We start from the raw sequence: 15,653 nt of genomic DNA on the forward strand, positions 1-15,653 counted from the left end.
AACGCCCGTGCCCAACCGAAGACCAGCTTCGCCGCCACTTCACCCATCCGAAGCTGGACCAGTTACCCGGCCAAGGTTGCGTGACGGGCCACTAGCGCCAGCAGCCCGATCCCGACGAGCGGCACGATCACGGGGGTCACTTTGACGCCGAAGTAGGACTCGTTCACGGCCATCGTGTCCAGCAGCGCCATCATCGCGAAGTGCTCGACCTGCGGGGCCAGCAGGCTACCGGCGAGCAGCCACCAGCCCAAGTTACGCACCTGGGCCGCGACCTGCGGCAGGTAGGCGCCGTCGCGAGCTCGCCACAGCAGCCGCCACAGCAGGAAGAACGCGCCGACCGTCACGGCGAAGCTCGGGAAGGTGGTCAGGGCCTGCAGGATGTACTGGCCGGTGTCAGGTGACCTGTCGATGAATCGCAGGTCGCCTGCCAGGACCACGGCGCCCGGTCGGGTCATTTCCGTGAACGCAGGCTCGTCGAGAGGGATGCCGTAGCCGTTGGGCGACTGGGCCACCACGTACTGATAGGACAGGCCGAAGAATCCGGCCCTGGAATAGCGCACCAGGCCGATGATCACCCCGGTCACCAGGACGAGAACCGCGAAAACCGCAGGTCGACGCGCCACTCGTCCGATAGTGCTGTGCAGCGTAGCCAGTAGCCCACTCCGATCCATATCGTTTTTCGATAATATCGAAGAACGATAGCATCGAAAAGCGATACGGCAGCCGCTTCGATCGACAGGGCTTCTCAGCGGAACCTGTCCCGTTTCGGCGCTGCCTGGCACACGTTCACTCGTACCTGGGTGCAACTCCTCCTCAGGGGGGCGAACCAGTCGCGTCTGACTGGGGTGAGTGATCTAATCTCGATGTGTTCATGACGGTTTTCCTGCTCGAGTTTCAATCGTGGTACTGGACTGGCCGCTTCGATGACCCGGAGCTCCAGAGTGCTTACGACGCGATGAACGAGCCGACGGCCGCCTGATCCTGCTCGGTGCCGACCTTGGCATCGGCGTCGCCCGTGCCGGGGGTGGGCACCTGGATGTCGGTGGGGTGGGCGCTGGTGGTGTCGCACCGGCCGTTGTCGCGGGTGAAGCCGGCCGCGCACATGATCCGCCACGAGCCGAGGGTGACGATGAAGTCCTTGCTGTTGTCCCGGTTGGGCTCGCAGCACTGGCCCGAGGTGCCCGGATCGCCGAGGAGGTCGTGGGCGAAGATCCCGTAGTGGGCGTCGCGGGCCAGCTCGACGGGGGAGTCAGTGTTTCGTGCGTTCCGGTAGTCGTTGCTGTTCAGGCCTGTCTGCGGCTGTTCGGTGAGTTGTGCTCCTTGAAGGTAGATGAGGTCGATGCCGTTGCGATGTGTTCCCGCTCACCGTCTGCGGTAGAAACTTGCGGGAATTCTGCATTCTCGCAAGTTGGATGGGATCTGGAGCCGCGCAACGAATCGGATTTTCTGATTTTGATTTTCTGGAAAATAGAAAATGGTAGGCTGCTGGCGTGACGGCAGAGACCAGTGTGGTGACGCCCTGTAAGCACTGCGGGGCGCCGATTGAGCAACGGCGGGGGCGGGGGCGGCCCAAGGCGTACTGTCCTGAGAAGGACTGTCAGGCGGCTGCCAAGCGGGAGCGGGAGATGCGGCGGGCCACCCCCGGGCTGGAAGGGGCGCTGGCCAGGGCCGAGCAGTTGTACGACCGGATGGAGAGCGGGCTGGCGGCGGCCATCGAGCCGCTGGCGCGGGCGCTGGCCGAGGAGCTCAGTCCCGCCGGTGTCGAGGCCAAGCTGAGTGCCATCCAAGCCGAGGCGCACACCCGGGTCGCGATCGCGCGTACCGAGCGGGAGCAGGCGTTCGAGCAGGTACGGCTGGCGCGCGAGGCCGCCGAACACGCCCGCAGGCAGACGGACGAGATGCGGCAGCGACTCGATGAGGCCGAGCACGAACGCGAGACCGCTCTGGGCGACGCCGAACGCGCCAGGGAGCAGGCGCTGGCCGCCCTGCGGGAGGCGTCGAGCACGGAGCGGCAGGCGTTGCTGACGGCCGAAGAGGCCAAGCGACGTGCTGAGCTGGCCGAACACCAGGCAGAGGAGGCCACTCGGCAGGCCGAGCTGACCGAGCAGGCCCGTGATCAGGCCGTCCAGGAGCTGGCGGAGCGGGTCGAACTGGCCGACAGACGGGCGGAGGAGGCGCGCTCCCAGGCCGCGCAGGCACAGGACGACGCCCGGACCCAGGTCTCGAGGGCTGAGGAGGAGGCGCGGGTCCGGGTGCTGGCGGCACAGGAGGAGTCCCAGGCTCAGGTGCTGCAGGTACGCCAGGAGGCCGAGGCGCGGGTCCTGCACGCGCAGGAGGAGGCGCGGGCCGAGGGCGTACGGGCTCGGGAGCAGACCGAACTGGCCCGAGAGGAGCGGGATCGCGCTCGCCAGGAGGCGGCGGCCTCGGTCGAGGCGAGGGCGCAGGCCGAGAGAGACGTGGTCGCGTCCAAGGCGCGGGAGGAGGCGGCGGCGCAGGAGCGCGAACGCGCCGTGGAACGGGCGGTCAGAGCGGAGCGCGCCGCCGCCGACGCCGAACGCGACCGGGCGATCGCGCTCAAAGACGCCGGGCTGGCGGCGGCAGAGACGGAACGGCTGGCAGGAAAGGTGACGGCGATCGAGGGGGAGAGCGCGGCGGCGCTGTCGCGCGAGCGCAAGCTCGCCTCCCGGGAACGTTCGCGGGCCGAGGCGGCGGGCAAGGAGCGTGATCAGGCTCGGGCGAGGCTGCTGGTGGAGCGCGCACGACTGGACGACCTCCGCGCCGAACTGGAAACCGCACGCACGGAGGCCGCGCAGTTGCGGGAACGAGCGGTGACGGCGGAGCTTCAGGAACGGGCAGTGGTGGCGCAGTTGCGGGAACGGGGCACCGGCTGAGCTTCGGGAACGGGTGGCGACCGGGGAGTCGCGAGGACGGGCGGCGGCAGGGGAGCCGCGGTAGCGGGGGAGTCGCGTGCAACGGAGATCACGTGGATGGAGGCGGGGGGCGAGTCCCGGTGAAGGGAGACGTGGCGTGACCGACGCCATGCGCCCTCTGCCAACAGCGGGGGCGGTCGTCGGCGACGACTGCGCTTCCGCCATGGAGCACCAGGCGGGGTACGCGCTGCAATGAGGTGAGCCGGCGGTGGGGGTCGGTTCCGCTGATCGACAGCCGTATGTTTATGGCCCATGAAAGTCTATGAGCTCTTCGAGCGCGGTGACGTTGCCGCACTCGCGGCTCACCTGGAACAACAGCCGGACAGGGTCGGCGCGGTGCTGCAGTTGGCGGCGCAGGGAGAGCGCCTTGACCTGCTGGACTGCGTGTTGTCTCACCGTCCGCCGCAGTGGGATCTCGACGTCGGGCTTGAGTACGCCTCACGACGCCGCGGCTCCGACGCCTTCGTCCGCCTGCTGCTCGCCTCCGGCGCCTCGCCGGCCACGACCGGCAGCCGCTCCCCGCTATGGACCGCGGCCAGGGCCGGTGCCGTGGAGAACGTGCAACTCCTGCTCGCCGCCGGCGCCAACCCGAACGCACGCGCGGACGGCGACCATGACGATCCCGACGGCTGCAAAATCCCGCTGCTCGCGGCGATCCGCAGCGGCGTCGTCGCCGCGGTGACCGAACTGCTCGCCGCCGGCGCTGACATCAACGTGGTGACGCCAGCACTACACCGGCCACTGGACGTCGCGGAAGACCTCGGCGATGCGACCATCATTCGTCACCTGCGGGAGCGGGGCGCCAAAGTTCTCGGGCCTGAAGAACTCGACCTTGATCAGGCGGTGCGCCGGGGCTTCCTGGCGCGCGTGCAGGAGTTGCTGCCGGCAGCAGATTCTCAGGACCGCGGTGACGCCCTGGTCAGCGCGGTGCAGGAGAAGAACGGCTCGGTTGCCGGGGCGATTGTTGAGTACGGCGGGATCGAGGATCACAAGCTCGTGCTCGCGCTGGGGCAGTGCATCGCCTTCGACGTTCCGGAGGTTGTGCCGCTGCTGATCGCCGCCGGTGTCGACCGTGACTCGCCGGAGAACTTCTACAAGGCGCCACCGATCGTGCTCGCCGCGGCCCGGGGCCGTACCTCGATCGTGGGTGACCTGCTCCACGCCGGAGTCGATCTGCAGGCCCGCGACCAGTGGGGCCAGAACGCGCTCGCTGCAGCGCGCCAGGGCGGCCGAACCGAAATCGTGCGGATGTTGCGGGCCGCCGGCGCGGCGGCGCGGACGCCCGCGGCGATCGCGAAGGCGACCCGGCAAAAGCTTGCCGCCAGCACCCGCAGCGCTTGGCTTCCACAGCTCGATGGTCCGGCCGCGACCGGCGACCCGTCGCAGTTCGGCGGGCTGCCGTGGCTGCGTTCGACCGAGGTCTGGCCAGTCTGCGGGGGCTGCCGAGCGCCGCTCACGTTCTTCGTCCAGCTCGACCTTTCCCGAACGCCGAAGGCCGCACGCGAAGCCTTCGGCCTGGGCCTGCTGCAGTTGTTCCACTGCACCACGTGCAACCCTTACCGCCCGTTCTCCGGCGGTGATCTGGTGCGGATCGTCGACCCGGCCGACGCGGTCACCCCGGCGAAGGAACCGGAAGGAGTGCGTGTGCTCCCGGTACGGCCGATCACCGGCTGGGGCCGCGCGGTCAAGGACTATCCCTGTCGCGAGGCCGACGAGTCGGCGCTGCTCCCCGAAGAACGCGAGGTCGTGTTCACTCTCAACCGCCAGGGCGACAAGCTCGGCGGCTGGCCGAACTGGGTACAAGATCCCGACTACCCGCGTTGCCCCCATGACGACCACCGCATGACACAGCCGATCCTGCAGATCGACTCCAACCATGGCGTCGCACACACATGGGGCGACAACGGCGTCGGCTTCATCGTGCAGTGCCCCCAGCACCGTGAGGAAGTCACGTTTCTGTGGCAGTGCGCGTAAGCGTCACGACTGCGCATTGCCGCCCCACTCGGTCCGCGCGACCAACCGCGCAGTAGCTGTGCGCCGATGCAGCACTCCTCATTCTCAGAAATGAGGAGTGCTGACAGAGCCCGCCGCACCATGAGCGGTGTCCGATTTGTCCGTCGGTGTCGTTCTCACAACCTCTCGCAATGCCGCTCGTATGCCTCTGAGGAGGATCGGAACGGCCGGTGGCGACAACGGGCCGATCTTGGTTCCGGTTCGGTGACTCCGCCCATCTGCGCTGGTCAGCGTCCCTACGTTCCGGGACATGCCAGTTGATTTCCTGTCCGACGATCAGGTCTCCCGCTACGGCCGGGTTGCGGCCGAGCCCACTCCGGGCGAGCTGGAGCAGTGCCATGCCCGTAGGTCTGGGGCATGGCTCTCGTGACGCTGTGTGAGGGGTGGGCCGGAACATGCCAGAAACCTGCCGCGAGGGTCAGTCTCCAGCATCGTGGCCAGGGCAGATGATCCGATAACGCTGCCGCGAGAACGGGGTTTGCGGCGGACCTTGTGAGCCATCGCCGCATTTCAGAGGCACACCCGCGCTGTTCTGCCAGCGGTGAACTCTGCCAGCGGTGAACACCGGCCCGACCGGGCTCGACGATCACTACAGTCCAGTCTCATGACGACAGTGACAACCCGCACGGTCGAGTACCCGGCCGACGGCCTGACGATGATCGGGCACCTTGCGCTGCCCTCCGGCACTGGGCGCCGCCCCGCAGTGCTGCTCGGACCAGAGGGCCCAGGGCTCAGCGACGTCGAGCGCCGCCGGGCCGATGCGCTCGCCGAGCTGGGATACGTGGCGCTGGCCTTCGACCTCCACGGCGGGCGCTTGCTCACCGACCCCGAGGAGATGCTGGCCCGTTGCATGCCGCTGCTCGCCGACCCCGACCGGATGCGGGGCATCGGCCACGCGGCGCTCGACGTGCTGCGCGCCGAACCGCGAACCGACCCCGACCGGATCGCCGCCGTCGGCTACGGCACCGGGGGCGCCATCGGGCTGGAACTCGGGCGCGACGGCGTCGATCTCCGCGCCATCGGGACAGTCAACGCACTGACCACGGGCCGACCGGGCGAGGCGGCGCGCATTCGCTGCCCGGTGTGGGCCGGGGTCGGGTCGGAAGACCCGATCATGCCGCCCGCGCAACGGGACGCGTTCACCGCCGAGATGCAGGCCGCGGGCGTCGACTGGCGCCTCGTGGTCTACGGCGGCGCCTTGCACGCCTTCCACCACCCGCCGGTCGACCACGCCGTGGTCCCCGGCGTCGGCTACCACCCACGGCACGCGCAGCGAGCCTGGCGCGACGTCGTCGACCTGCTCGCCGAGTGCCTGCCCGTGACGGAGTGATCTGGTCAGTCCAAGCTCGGCCACCCGCTGACCAGCGCTTACCGGTCACCCCGGCAGGTTTCTGCCAGTGATGGCACTCGAGGCCCACCCGCCGTCGGGCAGACGAACCCGCGAGACCGGCTCTTCTTCGCGGATCTCTTCGTACGCCGGCGGCGGCGCGAACGGGCACGTACGGGCCATGGGGAAGTCGTGCTTCTCGGCGGTAGTCATGACTTTTCCTTCCACGAGGTCACGGACAGGCGATAGAGGCTGGACAGCGAAAAGCCGTGCGTGAATGGCAGTTGCGCGACCGGGTTTGGCTCTGGGATGCGGCGGACCAAGGAGCCGCGATGGACCACCGGGACCGACAACATCGGTGAATTCAGACTCGACGCGTCCCCTCGCGGGCGAAGTTCGGTTCCGCCGCTTCCAGTCGCGGTACCGAGATGCCCAACCGTCGTGCTTCGGCGAGGGTGTCGCGGCAGACCTCGCGCGGCTCCTCTGCGTCGGGGTCGGAGTGCGCCGTGAGGCTCACGCGCGCGGGCGCGACATGAGCGGTCAGCCAGGCGAGCACGGGTGCCGTCAGCCAGGTGGGCGCCCGGAACGGCAGCACACCGCCCCGGTGTCGTCGCAGGTCGAGGCCGCGCGCCTTGAGGAGCGGCAGCAGTTCGCGGCCGGCCAGCAGCGCCTCTCGCAGGTCGCCCGTTGCCCCGGCCAGTTGGGACAGGGATCCCAGCCGCAGGCCCTGCGAGAACATGCCGGCATCCGACGCGAAATGGACCCACAGCCAGCCGCGGAAGTCAGGCCGCTCCTTGATCCGGAGGCCGGCTTGGCGAAATGCCTGGCGCACGGCCCGTTCCCGGTCGGTCGGGGGCTGGCCGAGGGTGCCGAAGATGACCGACGGCAGCAGTGCCCCGTGGAGTACGCCGTCCGCGCCGAAACCGCCACCGGCCTGGGGAAAGCCCCAGGCGATCTGGTCGGCGGGGAGTGCGCCGATGGCGGCGAGCGGCTCGGTCCAGAGGTTGCCGAAGATCAGCACCGTGGCGTGGCCGACACGCGGGGCCAGGAAGGCCGTCGCGCCCGCGAGGCGGTGGTGCGGCACGCTGAGCACGATCAGGTCGAAGTCGTGGTCCGGCTCCAGCGCCTCGCGGTAGCGCACCGGCCACTTCTCGACGACGCGCTGCCCCCACACCCGGCGCCGCGTATCGAACAGGTCGAGGTCCACCGCGTCTCCGTACGTCGCCGCGCGGCCCGGCCGGACGTAGAACTCGACGTCATGTCCCGCCTGTTGCAGGACCCAGCCGTAGACGGTGGCGATCACGCCTCGGCCGAACATCAGGATCTTCAAGCTGCACCTCGTGGGATACAATCGAATTGGAGGTCATCTCCACTTTTCAAAATATGGAGGTCATCTCCATTTGTCAACGCGAGGTAGCGCATGACCGCCGACAAGCCGCTGCGGGCCGACGCCCAACGCAACCGCGATGTCCTGATCGCCAAGGCACGAGAGGTCTTCGACGCCGGCGACTTCTTCGACCTGCGCTTCGATGACTTCGCCCGCCTGGCCGGGGTGGGCACCGGCACGCTGTACCGCCACTTCCCCACCCGGGAGGCGCTGGCCGAGGCGGTCTACCACGGGGAAGTCGCCACGCTGTGCGACCGCGCCAGCCAGCTACAGGCCACGCTGCCCGCGGCGGAGGCCTTGGCGACCTTCCTCCGCGGCATGGTCGACCACATAGACGCCCACGAGGGCCTGGCCCGGACGCTGGCCACGCTCATGGCCACCGGCTCGGGTGCGCTCGCCGAAGGCAGCCGGGCGCTGGAGCAGGCTGTCACCGACCTGGTGGCCGCCGCCGTGCGGGACGGCGCCGTTCGCGACGACGTGGATGCCGGTGCCGTGATGATGGCGCTGCACGGCATCGGCGCGGCCCACGACCGCCCCGGTTGGCGGGCCGAGGCCGACGGTGTCATCACCCTCGTGCTGGACGGGCTGCGCAGCTCGCACTCAGCCCAGGCGGCCATCCGTACGCCTTCCGGAAGGAAAGGTGCACGAGGTGCAATCAGCGGCACGGCATCGAGTTGAGGAACCCAGGAACAGCCGTTGGCGATGAGAATGATGTTGAGCCAAGAGTGACGCCCAACGCCGGTGTGATCGCTCGGGGGGCGATGATCGTGCGTTCTACGTGGGGGTTTCTGGCCCGTGGATGATGCAGTGGATGGTGGAGCGTCCGGCGCTGTATTCGGCACTCGGCGACCATGGCGAGGGTTTGCAGGGACAGCCGCCCGAATGGGTCGTTCCAGTCGTAGACGGGCGCGCCCAAGCCGAACAGGACGCCGTGTCCTGACAGGCCGGTGAGGATCTCGTTGGCCTCGGCCATGTTGCGGGCGAACCGGTCGAACTTGGTCACGGTGAAGACGCCCGCCACGCGGCCCTGCACGATCACCTCGCTGCCGTCGGCACCTCTAGTGAAGCGTCATGATCACGGTGGAATGGTCCCCCACCCAGGACACTCGCGGTTGGCCAGAGTTCGTGACCATGGTTGTGGCGTGGGCGGCAGTACGTGGCATGGTCGGGCTGGTGCTCGGGCGGTGATGGCGGCGGTGTGGGTGTTGTCACTCCGGCAGCAGGTGTGACACGAGGGTGCGCGCCCATTCGGGAGTAGGAGTCTGGTCGGTGAAGACCGCCCGGTAGTAGAGGGGGGCGAGCAGGGCGTCTATGGCGCGTTCGAGGGTCGGGGTCTGACTGCCCCGGGACTGTTCCCGTTCGAGTATGGCTTCAAGCTGTCGCTGGCGTTCCCCGCGACATACGCCGGCGCCTTCTCCGCCCGTGCCGACGATGGCGCGCACCAGGGCGAGGGTGTCCGGGTCGCTGAGGTCCTTGGCGAGGTCGGCTGCGTAGCGTTCGAGGTCCCCGTGCAGACTTCCGGTGTCCGGCACCACGATGTCGCCGGAGAAACGGCTGGTCGCGACGTCGGCGAGTAGGTCTCCGACGGAGCCCCAGCGGCGGTAGACGGTGGTGGCGTGTACTCCTGCGCGGGCGGCTATGACGCTGGCGATCTTCGGTTACGGCACCAACACGGGATCCGAGCGGTCGCCTCCGGTGGCCACGCCCACAGCGAGGACGACATCCGCTACGTCCGGCGCCGCTACCTGACCCCGCAGATCGCGACCGGCATCGCGATCGCCACCTTCACCGCCCGGGACGTGGAGTTATGGGGCGAGGGGACGACCACCGTCGCCTCCGACTCCACGCACGTGCGCGCCTACGTTCAGAATATTTTCACCGAGTGGCACTCGCGCTACGGAGACCGCGGAATCCTCATCTACTGGCACATCGAGCGGGGGCCCATGGTGGTTGCACTCCCAGACCCTGCGCGCCTCGGCCTCGGAGGTGCACGCGATGATCGAGGGCATGGCACGGCATCACCATGAGGGTCGAGGGCAACTATGTCGACCCCCACGGCCAGACGGAAATCGGGTTCGGCGTGACCCGGCTCTTGGGCTTTGGACCTGCTGCCGCATATCAAGCGCATCAACAAGGTCAAGTTGCATCGGGTGGAGAGCGGCGAAGGCGACCTGTACCCGCGGCTGGCGCCGGCGATGACCCGGCCGATCCGCTGGGATCTGATCGAGCCGAACTACGACCAGATAATCAAGTACGCCACCGCGATCAAGCAGGGCACCGCCTCCACCGAGGCGATCCTGCGCCGGTCTACCGCCACCTCCCACCCGACCTACCAGGCCATGCTGGAGGTGGGGCGCAGAAGACCATCTTTGTCGCCCGTTACCTCCGTCTGTGTGAACTCCAGCGGGAGATTCAGGAAGGGCTCAACGTGGTGGAGTCCTCCAACGGCGCCAACAGCGTCATCTCCTGCAAGGGCGGCGACATCGCCACCAACCGGCGCGAGGAACTGGAGATGAGCGTTGTTCTGCCTGCGCATCCAGCAAGCCGCGGTCATGTACATGAACACCTGATGCTGCAGGACGTCCTCGCCAATCCGGAGTGGGCCACGCTGCTCGAGCCCGCCGACCGCCGCGGACTGACCCCGCTGTTCTGGCAGCACGTCCAGCCCTACGGTGGGGTACGGTTTGACGTCGCCAAACACCTGCCGCTGGGCGATGGCGCGGGTGCTGCGCAGCCGGGTGAACCGGAATAGTTCAGTTCGAAAGCGCCCCAGGCGCCGTGGTTAAGGACTGGTCAGCACGGCGATCACTCGTTTGCCTCGTGCGTGTCCGGTCCCGGTCAGCTTGTGGGCCTGGCCGATGTCTTCCAGCGGATAGATCTCCTCGATGATCGGCTGGACGGCTCCTCGGTCGACGTATCCGGCCAGTGCGGTGAGGTCGGCTCGCCGCGAGCGTGCCATCATCACCCGTACTCGCGGCCCCGGCGTGGCGATTGAGCGCATGGCGTATCCCATGCCGCTGCTGGCGGTGGTCATCATCCGGCCGCCCCGGCGTAGCAGGCGTCGGTAGCGGCCGAGGGCGCTGCCGTGGCAGTCGAGGACGACGTCGAAGGATCCGTCGATCGCGGTCGGATCGCGGTAATCGAGCGTGCGGCTGGCCCCGAGGTCGCGGCAGAAGTCGTGGTTGGCCGCGCCGGCGACGGCAGTGACGCGGGCGCCCATGGCGAGGCCGATCTGGATTGCCGTGCTGCCCACGCCGCCGCTCGCGCCGACCACCAGAAGTTCCTCGCCGGAGGCGAGCCGGAGCACGTCACGCAGCGCGCGCAACGCGGTCACCCCGACGCTGGGCAGCGCGGCGGCCGGCGTGAGATCCACCCGGGCCGGCGCGGGCCCGAGAGCGGAGGTCTTGACCGCGACGTACTCGGCGGCGGCGCCGGTGCGGCCGGAGACGTCGCCGAGGAAACCCCACACGCGCTGCCCGATTCTCACGTCGGTGACCCCTGGCCCGAGAGCGGTCACCTCCCCGGCGTAGTCCAGGCCGGTCCGCTTGGGGAAGCGGCGGCCCGCCATCAGCTTCATCCCGCCGGAGCGGATCGTGACGTCGACGGGGTTGACGCTGGTGCCGTGGACACGGACGAGCACCTGTCCGGCACGCGGCCGCGGACGGGTGACGGTCCGCACGCTCAGTTCCTCCGGCCCGCCGTATCTGTCGTATTCCACCGCGCGCATGCTCATCGGGCGGCCTCCGGGTCCACGATGACGACGAGCTTGCCGCGGGTGTGCTCTTGTGCCAGGTCCTGGTAGGCGTGCGCCGCGTCACTCAGGACATAGGTCCTGGTCGCGGGTTCGGGCAGGGTGCCGTCGAGTACGTGGGCGGCCAGGGTGTCCATGGTGCCGGGCCGCAGTTCGGTGGTGCCCATCACCGTGGTGACCGCCGGATGGACGGGCGTGCCCGGGGTGGTGCTGAGCAGCCGTCCGCCGGGACGCAGCATCCGGGTCGCCGCGATGACCGCCTCGCCCGTCAGCGCGAGGTTCACCACCGCGTCCACGCCTTCGGGGTGGCGCCGCCGTACCTCCTCGATCAGGTCGTTCTCGCGGTAGTCGATCACGTCGGCGGCGCCCAGGCCCCGCACGTAGTCCCGGTCGGGCTCTGTGCCGCTGGCGATGACGGTGCACTGCCTGGCCAGCAGCGGCACGACGACGCCGCCGATGCCCCCGGGCGCGCCGATCACCACGACCGTCTCGCGCGGCTGGAACCGTCCGCGATCGAGTACCGCGAGCCCGGTCATCCCGGTGCTGGGCAGCGCGGCCGCGGTGACCGCGCTCAGCTTCGGCGGCCGTTTGGCCAGGTACGGCCCGGCCTGGAAGGTCGCGTATTCGGCCAGCGCGCCGGAGGTGACGGCGGGGATGCCGACGCCGACGGCGAACGACGGCGGCGCGCCGAATCCGAACACCTCCTCGCCCACCTCGAACCCGTGCGTGCCGGGGCCGAGCTTGGTCACCGTGCCGGCGACGTCGGTGCCGGGGACGAACGGGAAGTCCAGCGGGACCATCTCGCGTACTGTGCCCGCGGTCATCAGCAGGTCGGCGGGGTTGAGCGAGGCGGCGGCCACCCGGACCTGCAACTGCCCTGGACCGGGCTCGGGGATCGGGAGGTCCTCGACGGCGAACGAGCCGGGCGGGCCGTAGCCGGGGACGACGAGAGCTTTCATGAGCGTCCTTCCAACGAGACAGGTTGTCTCTCAGCAGGCATACTGTCCGTACTGCGCCATATCGACCAGTCTCATTACCGGCGTTCCGTCTCAACCTGGACAGGAGGCCCGAAGTGTCTCGAGAGAACGTCCGGATCCGGCGTACCCGCACGCTGCTCAGGCAGGCCCTGGTCGAGCTCATCGAGGAGCACGGCTTCGAGCGGCTCACGGTCGGGCAGATCACCGAGCGGGCCATGGTGAGCAGGGCCGCCTTCTACCGCAACTACCGCGACAAGTACCAGCTCGTGGAGCAGATCTTCGACGAGGCCATGGGCGAACTGCTCGGCACCATGACCGACCACCCCGGCACGCCGGTACTGGAGCGGTGGACCGGCTTCTTCGAGCACATCGACCATTACCACCGCCTCTACGGCGCACTGCTGGGCAGCAACGGCAGCACCTGGTTCGCCCGCAGGATGCAGGCCACCCTCGCCGACATGACCGCCCAGCACCTGCCCAAGGCACCCGGGGACCTGGTCCCCACCCTCCTGGGAGGGATGTTCCTCCAAGCCATCGCCTGGTGGCTGGACACCGGCAGGCAGATCCCCGCGCGAGAGATCGCCACCCAGACAGCCAGGCTGGCCTCAGCACTCATCTCCGAGGCCGGCAACAACGGACCATGAAACCGCCGTTCCGCCGCTTCGCGACTCCCAGCACACCAAGTGTGACGCCGCATGGGCAGTTCCGTCGGCGAGCTGAGGGATGATCAGCGGCCTGCTTCACGTTCGGCTGATCGTTGCGGAGCCTCTGACCTGGGCGGCCTCGTTGGACGGTGTCCGCAACGAGGCCGCAGGCGGTCTGAGAAGCGCCGGTCGACAGGGGCCGATCGTTACCCGAAGAGCGGCTCGCGGGAGCCGGCACCGATCACCTCTGCCTGGCGTACCGCCATGTCCCACGCCTCATCTGGGGCGGTCAGCACACCCCGCTCAACGATCTGCGCTTGTCCACGTCCAGGCCAGAGGTGGGGCGAGCGAAGACGCTGGCTTCGTACCCGGGATCGGTGGTCACCTCGTACCCGGGCACCGGGAAGCACCGCCTGTCTGCTCGGCTGCGTTCAGGGTCTTGCGGGTGTCGGCGGCTTCGCCACAGAAGCGATCAATCGCGGCCGTCAGGCCATACGCCAATGTCACCTGTGACCGAGGGGGCACAATAGCTCTTATGTCTACTATGCCCGAAGCCGCGCCCTCGTCCGGATTCAACGACTACGACAAGATGGCTGAGGGATACGCGACCGAGAACGGGGCCAGTCTCCTCAACGCGTACTACGAGCGGCCCGCGATGCTGGAGCTTGCCGGGGATGTGGCCGGAAGGCGCATCCTCGACGCCGGCTGCGGCTCAGGTCCGCTGTTCTCCGCGCTGCGCGATCGAGGCGCCATCGTGACCGGCGTCGACGCGAGCGCCGGGATGTTGGAGCAGGCCCGGCGCCGGCTGGGCGCCGATGCGGATCTGCAGGTCGTCGACCTGGCCGACCCACTGCCCTTCTCTGACGAGACGTTCGACGACGTCATCGCGTCCTTGGTGCTGCACTACCTGAAAGATTGGGGACCGACACTGGCCGAGTTGCGACGTGTGCTGAAGCCCGGTGGCAGGCTACTCGTCTCGGTCGACCATCCTTTCTCCGTTGCTCTCTTTCAGCACATGGCCGGGGAAAAGCCCAAGTACTTCGAGACCCGCAGCCGGACCGACGAATGGACCATGAGCGGGCAGACCGTCCAGATGAGGTTCTGGGACCGGCCGCTGCACGCCATGACCGAAGCCTTCACCGCCGCGGGCTTTCGCATCAGCGTCGTCAGTGAACCGCCGTTTGCGCCGGAAGCCCGCGAACTGTTCCCCGAGGAGTTCCGCGAGTTCGAGCCCACCCGCACGAGGTTCCTGTGCTTCTTGTTCTTCGTTCTCGAGGCCAGCTAGACGCCCCGTAAACGATCAATTGCCAATCACATCCAGGTTGCCACGCTACGCAACGCCGAGCCGGAAGAAGAGAACCGACTCCTTCGCAAACGGCTGGAACACGCCGACGACGACGTCACACCGCTGAACGTCCGCTGAGTCGGGGCCTGGGGCGGCTCGCTCCCACATGCGCGCTTGCAGACGGACGCGGGGAGGTGGGATTGCCAAACGATGCGATTACATAATGTAATGATCACATTACTATCTGCGACATGGTCATGGATATGACCAGTCAGGCATCGGAGATCCCATGCGACAGCTCCGCCCGACCCGCGCCGTCCTCACCGGCGCCATCCTCACCCTGACCCTCACCGGACTCTCACCAGTGAACCCCGCCCACGCCGCCGAGATCATCATCATCGACGGCTACACCCAGACGGTGGAGGAATCGGCCGGCACCCCCGTCGTCTGCCCGACCAACCAGGTCCTGCTCGGCCGCGCCCACTCCGGCGACGAGAACGGCAACACCACCTACTACTGCGGCCTCATTCTCATGGACGGGCAGCAAGTCAGGGTCGGCGCGCCGTCCTGGAGCGACTCCCAGCGGGAGAGCAACTCGTTCTTCGCCGCTCCGCCCAACGAGGTCCTGGTCGGCCGTATGCATTCCGGCGATGAGAACGGCCCCACCCGCTACGCCACCGCCTCCATGAGCGCGTGGGGGCGCACCGTCGAACTGACCTCCTACCGCTGGACCCCAGACCAGAGGGAAAGCAGCAGCTACTCCAAGACCGGTGAGTACGAGGTCATGGTCGGCCGCCAGCACAGCGGCGACGAGAACGGCCCGACCCGCTACCAATACGCCAGGATCGCCGACTAGACCTTCAGCGACTGCCGGGTCGCCTCAACCGCACTGAGGCGGCCCGCGGCTCATCTTCAGCACGCTGGCACTGAGACAAGCACGGGGAATGCGTCACCCGAGCAGAGGCAACCTCTGAGACACCACATCAGTGGACACGTTGACAGATCACGTACGCCATCGTCACCCCGCAGGCCGTGCTCGATGGACAGACCGGACGCATCATCCTCACCCGAGCCGAGTTGCTCGACGCGGAGATCCGCGTGCTGCCCGACACCGGCGACCGTCTGGCCCTCGGCTGCGCCCCCGGTTGGACGACGTGCTCGACGGCGACGCACCTGGGCAGGGGATGACGATCTCAGGCAAGCAAGGAGCTGCCGGCGAGCCCGTACAGGGGACTGTACGGTCTTCGGCTCTGGCCCACTTTCGGTGGTGACGGACCGCGGTTAGCCGAGCAGGATGCGATGGCGGAGGAGTGCGAAGCCGGCTCGCCCGTACATCTGC

Annotated in this window: 18 protein-coding genes and 1 pseudogene; 11 read left to right on the forward strand and 8 right to left on the reverse strand. The window is 68.3% G+C overall.

What is annotated here, in order from left to right; translation table 11 throughout:
- Positions 1-62: 62 nt before the first annotated feature.
- Both ACZ6S0_RS52590 and ACZ6S0_RS52595 read right to left on the reverse strand, forming a co-directional pair.
- Positions 63-623: a hypothetical protein gene (locus tag ACZ6S0_RS52590; protein ID WP_465928644.1), complete on the reverse strand. Its 561-nt coding sequence runs from the start codon at positions 621-623 to the stop codon at positions 63-65.
- Between the two features lie 322 nt (positions 624-945).
- Complete coding sequence (locus ACZ6S0_RS52595) at positions 946-1,104, reverse strand: hypothetical protein (RefSeq protein ID WP_465928646.1); 159 nt, start codon at positions 1,102-1,104, stop codon at positions 946-948.
- 96 nt (positions 1,105-1,200) lie between these two features.
- On the opposite strand from ACZ6S0_RS52595, the gene ACZ6S0_RS52600 reads away from it, so the two are divergent.
- The 4 genes from ACZ6S0_RS52600 (at position 1,201) to ACZ6S0_RS52615 (ending at position 6,273) form a co-directional block, all read left to right on the forward strand.
- Positions 1,201-1,494, forward strand: coding sequence for a hypothetical protein (locus ACZ6S0_RS52600; RefSeq protein ID WP_465928648.1), 294 nt, complete (start codon positions 1,201-1,203; stop codon positions 1,492-1,494).
- A gap of 131 nt (positions 1,495-1,625) precedes the next feature.
- Positions 1,626-2,891, forward strand: coding sequence for a hypothetical protein (locus tag ACZ6S0_RS52605; RefSeq protein ID WP_465928650.1), 1,266 nt, complete (start codon positions 1,626-1,628; stop codon positions 2,889-2,891).
- A gap of 291 nt (positions 2,892-3,182) precedes the next feature.
- The gene (locus tag ACZ6S0_RS52610) at positions 3,183-4,904 is read left to right on the forward strand and encodes a DUF1963 domain-containing protein (protein WP_465928652.1); all 1,722 of its coding nucleotides are present in this window, start codon (positions 3,183-3,185) and stop codon (positions 4,902-4,904) included.
- Between the two features lie 643 nt (positions 4,905-5,547).
- Positions 5,548-6,273, forward strand: coding sequence for a dienelactone hydrolase family protein (locus ACZ6S0_RS52615; protein WP_465928654.1), 726 nt, complete (start codon positions 5,548-5,550; stop codon positions 6,271-6,273).
- A gap of 45 nt (positions 6,274-6,318) precedes the next feature.
- Here the strand turns inward: ACZ6S0_RS52615 and ACZ6S0_RS52620 are convergent, their stop codons facing one another.
- Positions 6,319-6,483: a hypothetical protein gene (locus ACZ6S0_RS52620; RefSeq protein ID WP_465928656.1), complete on the reverse strand. Its 165-nt coding sequence runs from the start codon at positions 6,481-6,483 to the stop codon at positions 6,319-6,321.
- A gap of 151 nt (positions 6,484-6,634) precedes the next feature.
- Positions 6,635-7,600: a ketopantoate reductase family protein gene (locus ACZ6S0_RS52625; RefSeq protein ID WP_465928657.1), complete on the reverse strand. Its 966-nt coding sequence runs from the start codon at positions 7,598-7,600 to the stop codon at positions 6,635-6,637.
- Positions 7,601-7,690: 90 nt separating this feature from the next.
- Here ACZ6S0_RS52625 and ACZ6S0_RS52630 point away from each other — a divergent pair, with 90 nt between their 5' ends.
- On the forward strand, positions 7,691-8,335 hold the full coding sequence (locus ACZ6S0_RS52630) for a TetR/AcrR family transcriptional regulator (protein WP_465928658.1): 645 nt from the start codon (positions 7,691-7,693) through the stop codon (positions 8,333-8,335).
- Here ACZ6S0_RS52630 and ACZ6S0_RS52635 read toward each other — a convergent pair.
- Positions 8,313-8,696, reverse strand: a complete 384-nt coding sequence (locus tag ACZ6S0_RS52635) for a recombinase family protein (RefSeq protein ID WP_465928659.1) — start codon at positions 8,694-8,696, stop codon at positions 8,313-8,315. The genes ACZ6S0_RS52630 and ACZ6S0_RS52635 overlap by 23 nt on opposite strands.
- A gap of 169 nt (positions 8,697-8,865) precedes the next feature.
- Positions 8,866-9,192 (reverse strand): TetR-like C-terminal domain-containing protein, encoded by a 327-nt coding sequence (locus tag ACZ6S0_RS52640; protein ID WP_465928661.1) that lies wholly within the window; start codon positions 9,190-9,192, stop codon positions 8,866-8,868.
- An 81-nt stretch (positions 9,193-9,273) separates the two neighbouring features.
- Here ACZ6S0_RS52640 and ACZ6S0_RS52645 point away from each other — a divergent pair, with 81 nt between their 5' ends.
- On the forward strand, positions 9,274-9,684 hold the full coding sequence (locus ACZ6S0_RS52645) for a Tn3 family transposase (protein WP_465928663.1): 411 nt from the start codon (positions 9,274-9,276) through the stop codon (positions 9,682-9,684).
- A 123-nt stretch (positions 9,685-9,807) separates the two neighbouring features.
- Positions 9,808-10,409 (forward strand): annotated as a pseudogene (locus ACZ6S0_RS52650) (Tn3 family transposase).
- A gap of 30 nt (positions 10,410-10,439) precedes the next feature.
- Here the strand turns inward: ACZ6S0_RS52650 and ACZ6S0_RS52655 are convergent.
- The gene (locus tag ACZ6S0_RS52655) at positions 10,440-11,375 is read right to left on the reverse strand and encodes an NAD(P)-dependent alcohol dehydrogenase (RefSeq protein ID WP_465928665.1); all 936 of its coding nucleotides are present in this window, start codon (positions 11,373-11,375) and stop codon (positions 10,440-10,442) included.
- A gap of 11 nt (positions 11,376-11,386) precedes the next feature.
- Positions 11,387-12,367, reverse strand: a complete 981-nt coding sequence (locus tag ACZ6S0_RS52660; RefSeq protein ID WP_465928667.1) for an NADP-dependent oxidoreductase — start codon at positions 12,365-12,367, stop codon at positions 11,387-11,389.
- 113 nt (positions 12,368-12,480) lie between these two features.
- On the opposite strand from ACZ6S0_RS52660, the gene ACZ6S0_RS52665 reads away from it, so the two are divergent.
- The 4 genes from ACZ6S0_RS52665 to ACZ6S0_RS52680 all read left to right on the forward strand — a co-directional run bounded on the left by ACZ6S0_RS52665 (position 12,481) and on the right by ACZ6S0_RS52680 (position 15,502).
- Complete coding sequence (locus ACZ6S0_RS52665) at positions 12,481-13,029, forward strand: TetR/AcrR family transcriptional regulator (protein ID WP_465928669.1); 549 nt, start codon at positions 12,481-12,483, stop codon at positions 13,027-13,029.
- A gap of 544 nt (positions 13,030-13,573) precedes the next feature.
- Positions 13,574-14,314 carry a class I SAM-dependent methyltransferase gene (locus ACZ6S0_RS52670; protein WP_465928671.1) on the forward strand — a complete coding sequence of 247 codons (741 nt, stop codon included), beginning with the start codon at positions 13,574-13,576 and terminating at the stop codon, positions 14,312-14,314.
- 289 nt (positions 14,315-14,603) lie between these two features.
- The gene (locus tag ACZ6S0_RS52675; protein ID WP_465928673.1) at positions 14,604-15,170 is read left to right on the forward strand and encodes a hypothetical protein; all 567 of its coding nucleotides are present in this window, start codon (positions 14,604-14,606) and stop codon (positions 15,168-15,170) included.
- 176 nt (positions 15,171-15,346) lie between these two features.
- Positions 15,347-15,502, forward strand: a complete 156-nt coding sequence (locus tag ACZ6S0_RS52680) for a hypothetical protein (protein WP_465928675.1) — start codon at positions 15,347-15,349, stop codon at positions 15,500-15,502.
- The last annotated feature ends 151 nt before the right edge of the window (positions 15,503-15,653 follow it).

Source organism: Nonomuraea sp. NPDC051298 (assembly GCF_055586305.1).

Bases quoted from the DNA above. Each gene is read 5' to 3' on its own strand.
- ACZ6S0_RS52595 (WP_465928646.1), bottom strand. From the start codon at position 1,104: ATGTGCGCGGCCGGCTTCACCCGCGACAACGGCCGGTGCGACACCACC.
- ACZ6S0_RS52605 (WP_465928650.1), top strand. From the start codon at position 1,626: ATGCGGCGGGCCACCCCCGGGCTGGAAGGGGCGCTGGCCAGGGCCGAG.
- ACZ6S0_RS52610 (WP_465928652.1), top strand. From the start codon at position 3,183: ATGAAAGTCTATGAGCTCTTCGAGCGCGGTGACGTTGCCGCACTCGCG.
- ACZ6S0_RS52615 (WP_465928654.1), top strand. From the start codon at position 5,548: ATGACGACAGTGACAACCCGCACGGTCGAGTACCCGGCCGACGGCCTG.
- ACZ6S0_RS52620 (WP_465928656.1), bottom strand. From the start codon at position 6,483: ATGACTACCGCCGAGAAGCACGACTTCCCCATGGCCCGTACGTGCCCG.
- ACZ6S0_RS52630 (WP_465928658.1), top strand. From the start codon at position 7,691: ATGACCGCCGACAAGCCGCTGCGGGCCGACGCCCAACGCAACCGCGAT.
- ACZ6S0_RS52660 (WP_465928667.1), bottom strand. From the start codon at position 12,367: ATGAAAGCTCTCGTCGTCCCCGGCTACGGCCCGCCCGGCTCGTTCGCC.
- ACZ6S0_RS52670 (WP_465928671.1), top strand. From the start codon at position 13,574: ATGCCCGAAGCCGCGCCCTCGTCCGGATTCAACGACTACGACAAGATG.
- ACZ6S0_RS52675 (WP_465928673.1), top strand. From the start codon at position 14,604: ATGCGACAGCTCCGCCCGACCCGCGCCGTCCTCACCGGCGCCATCCTC.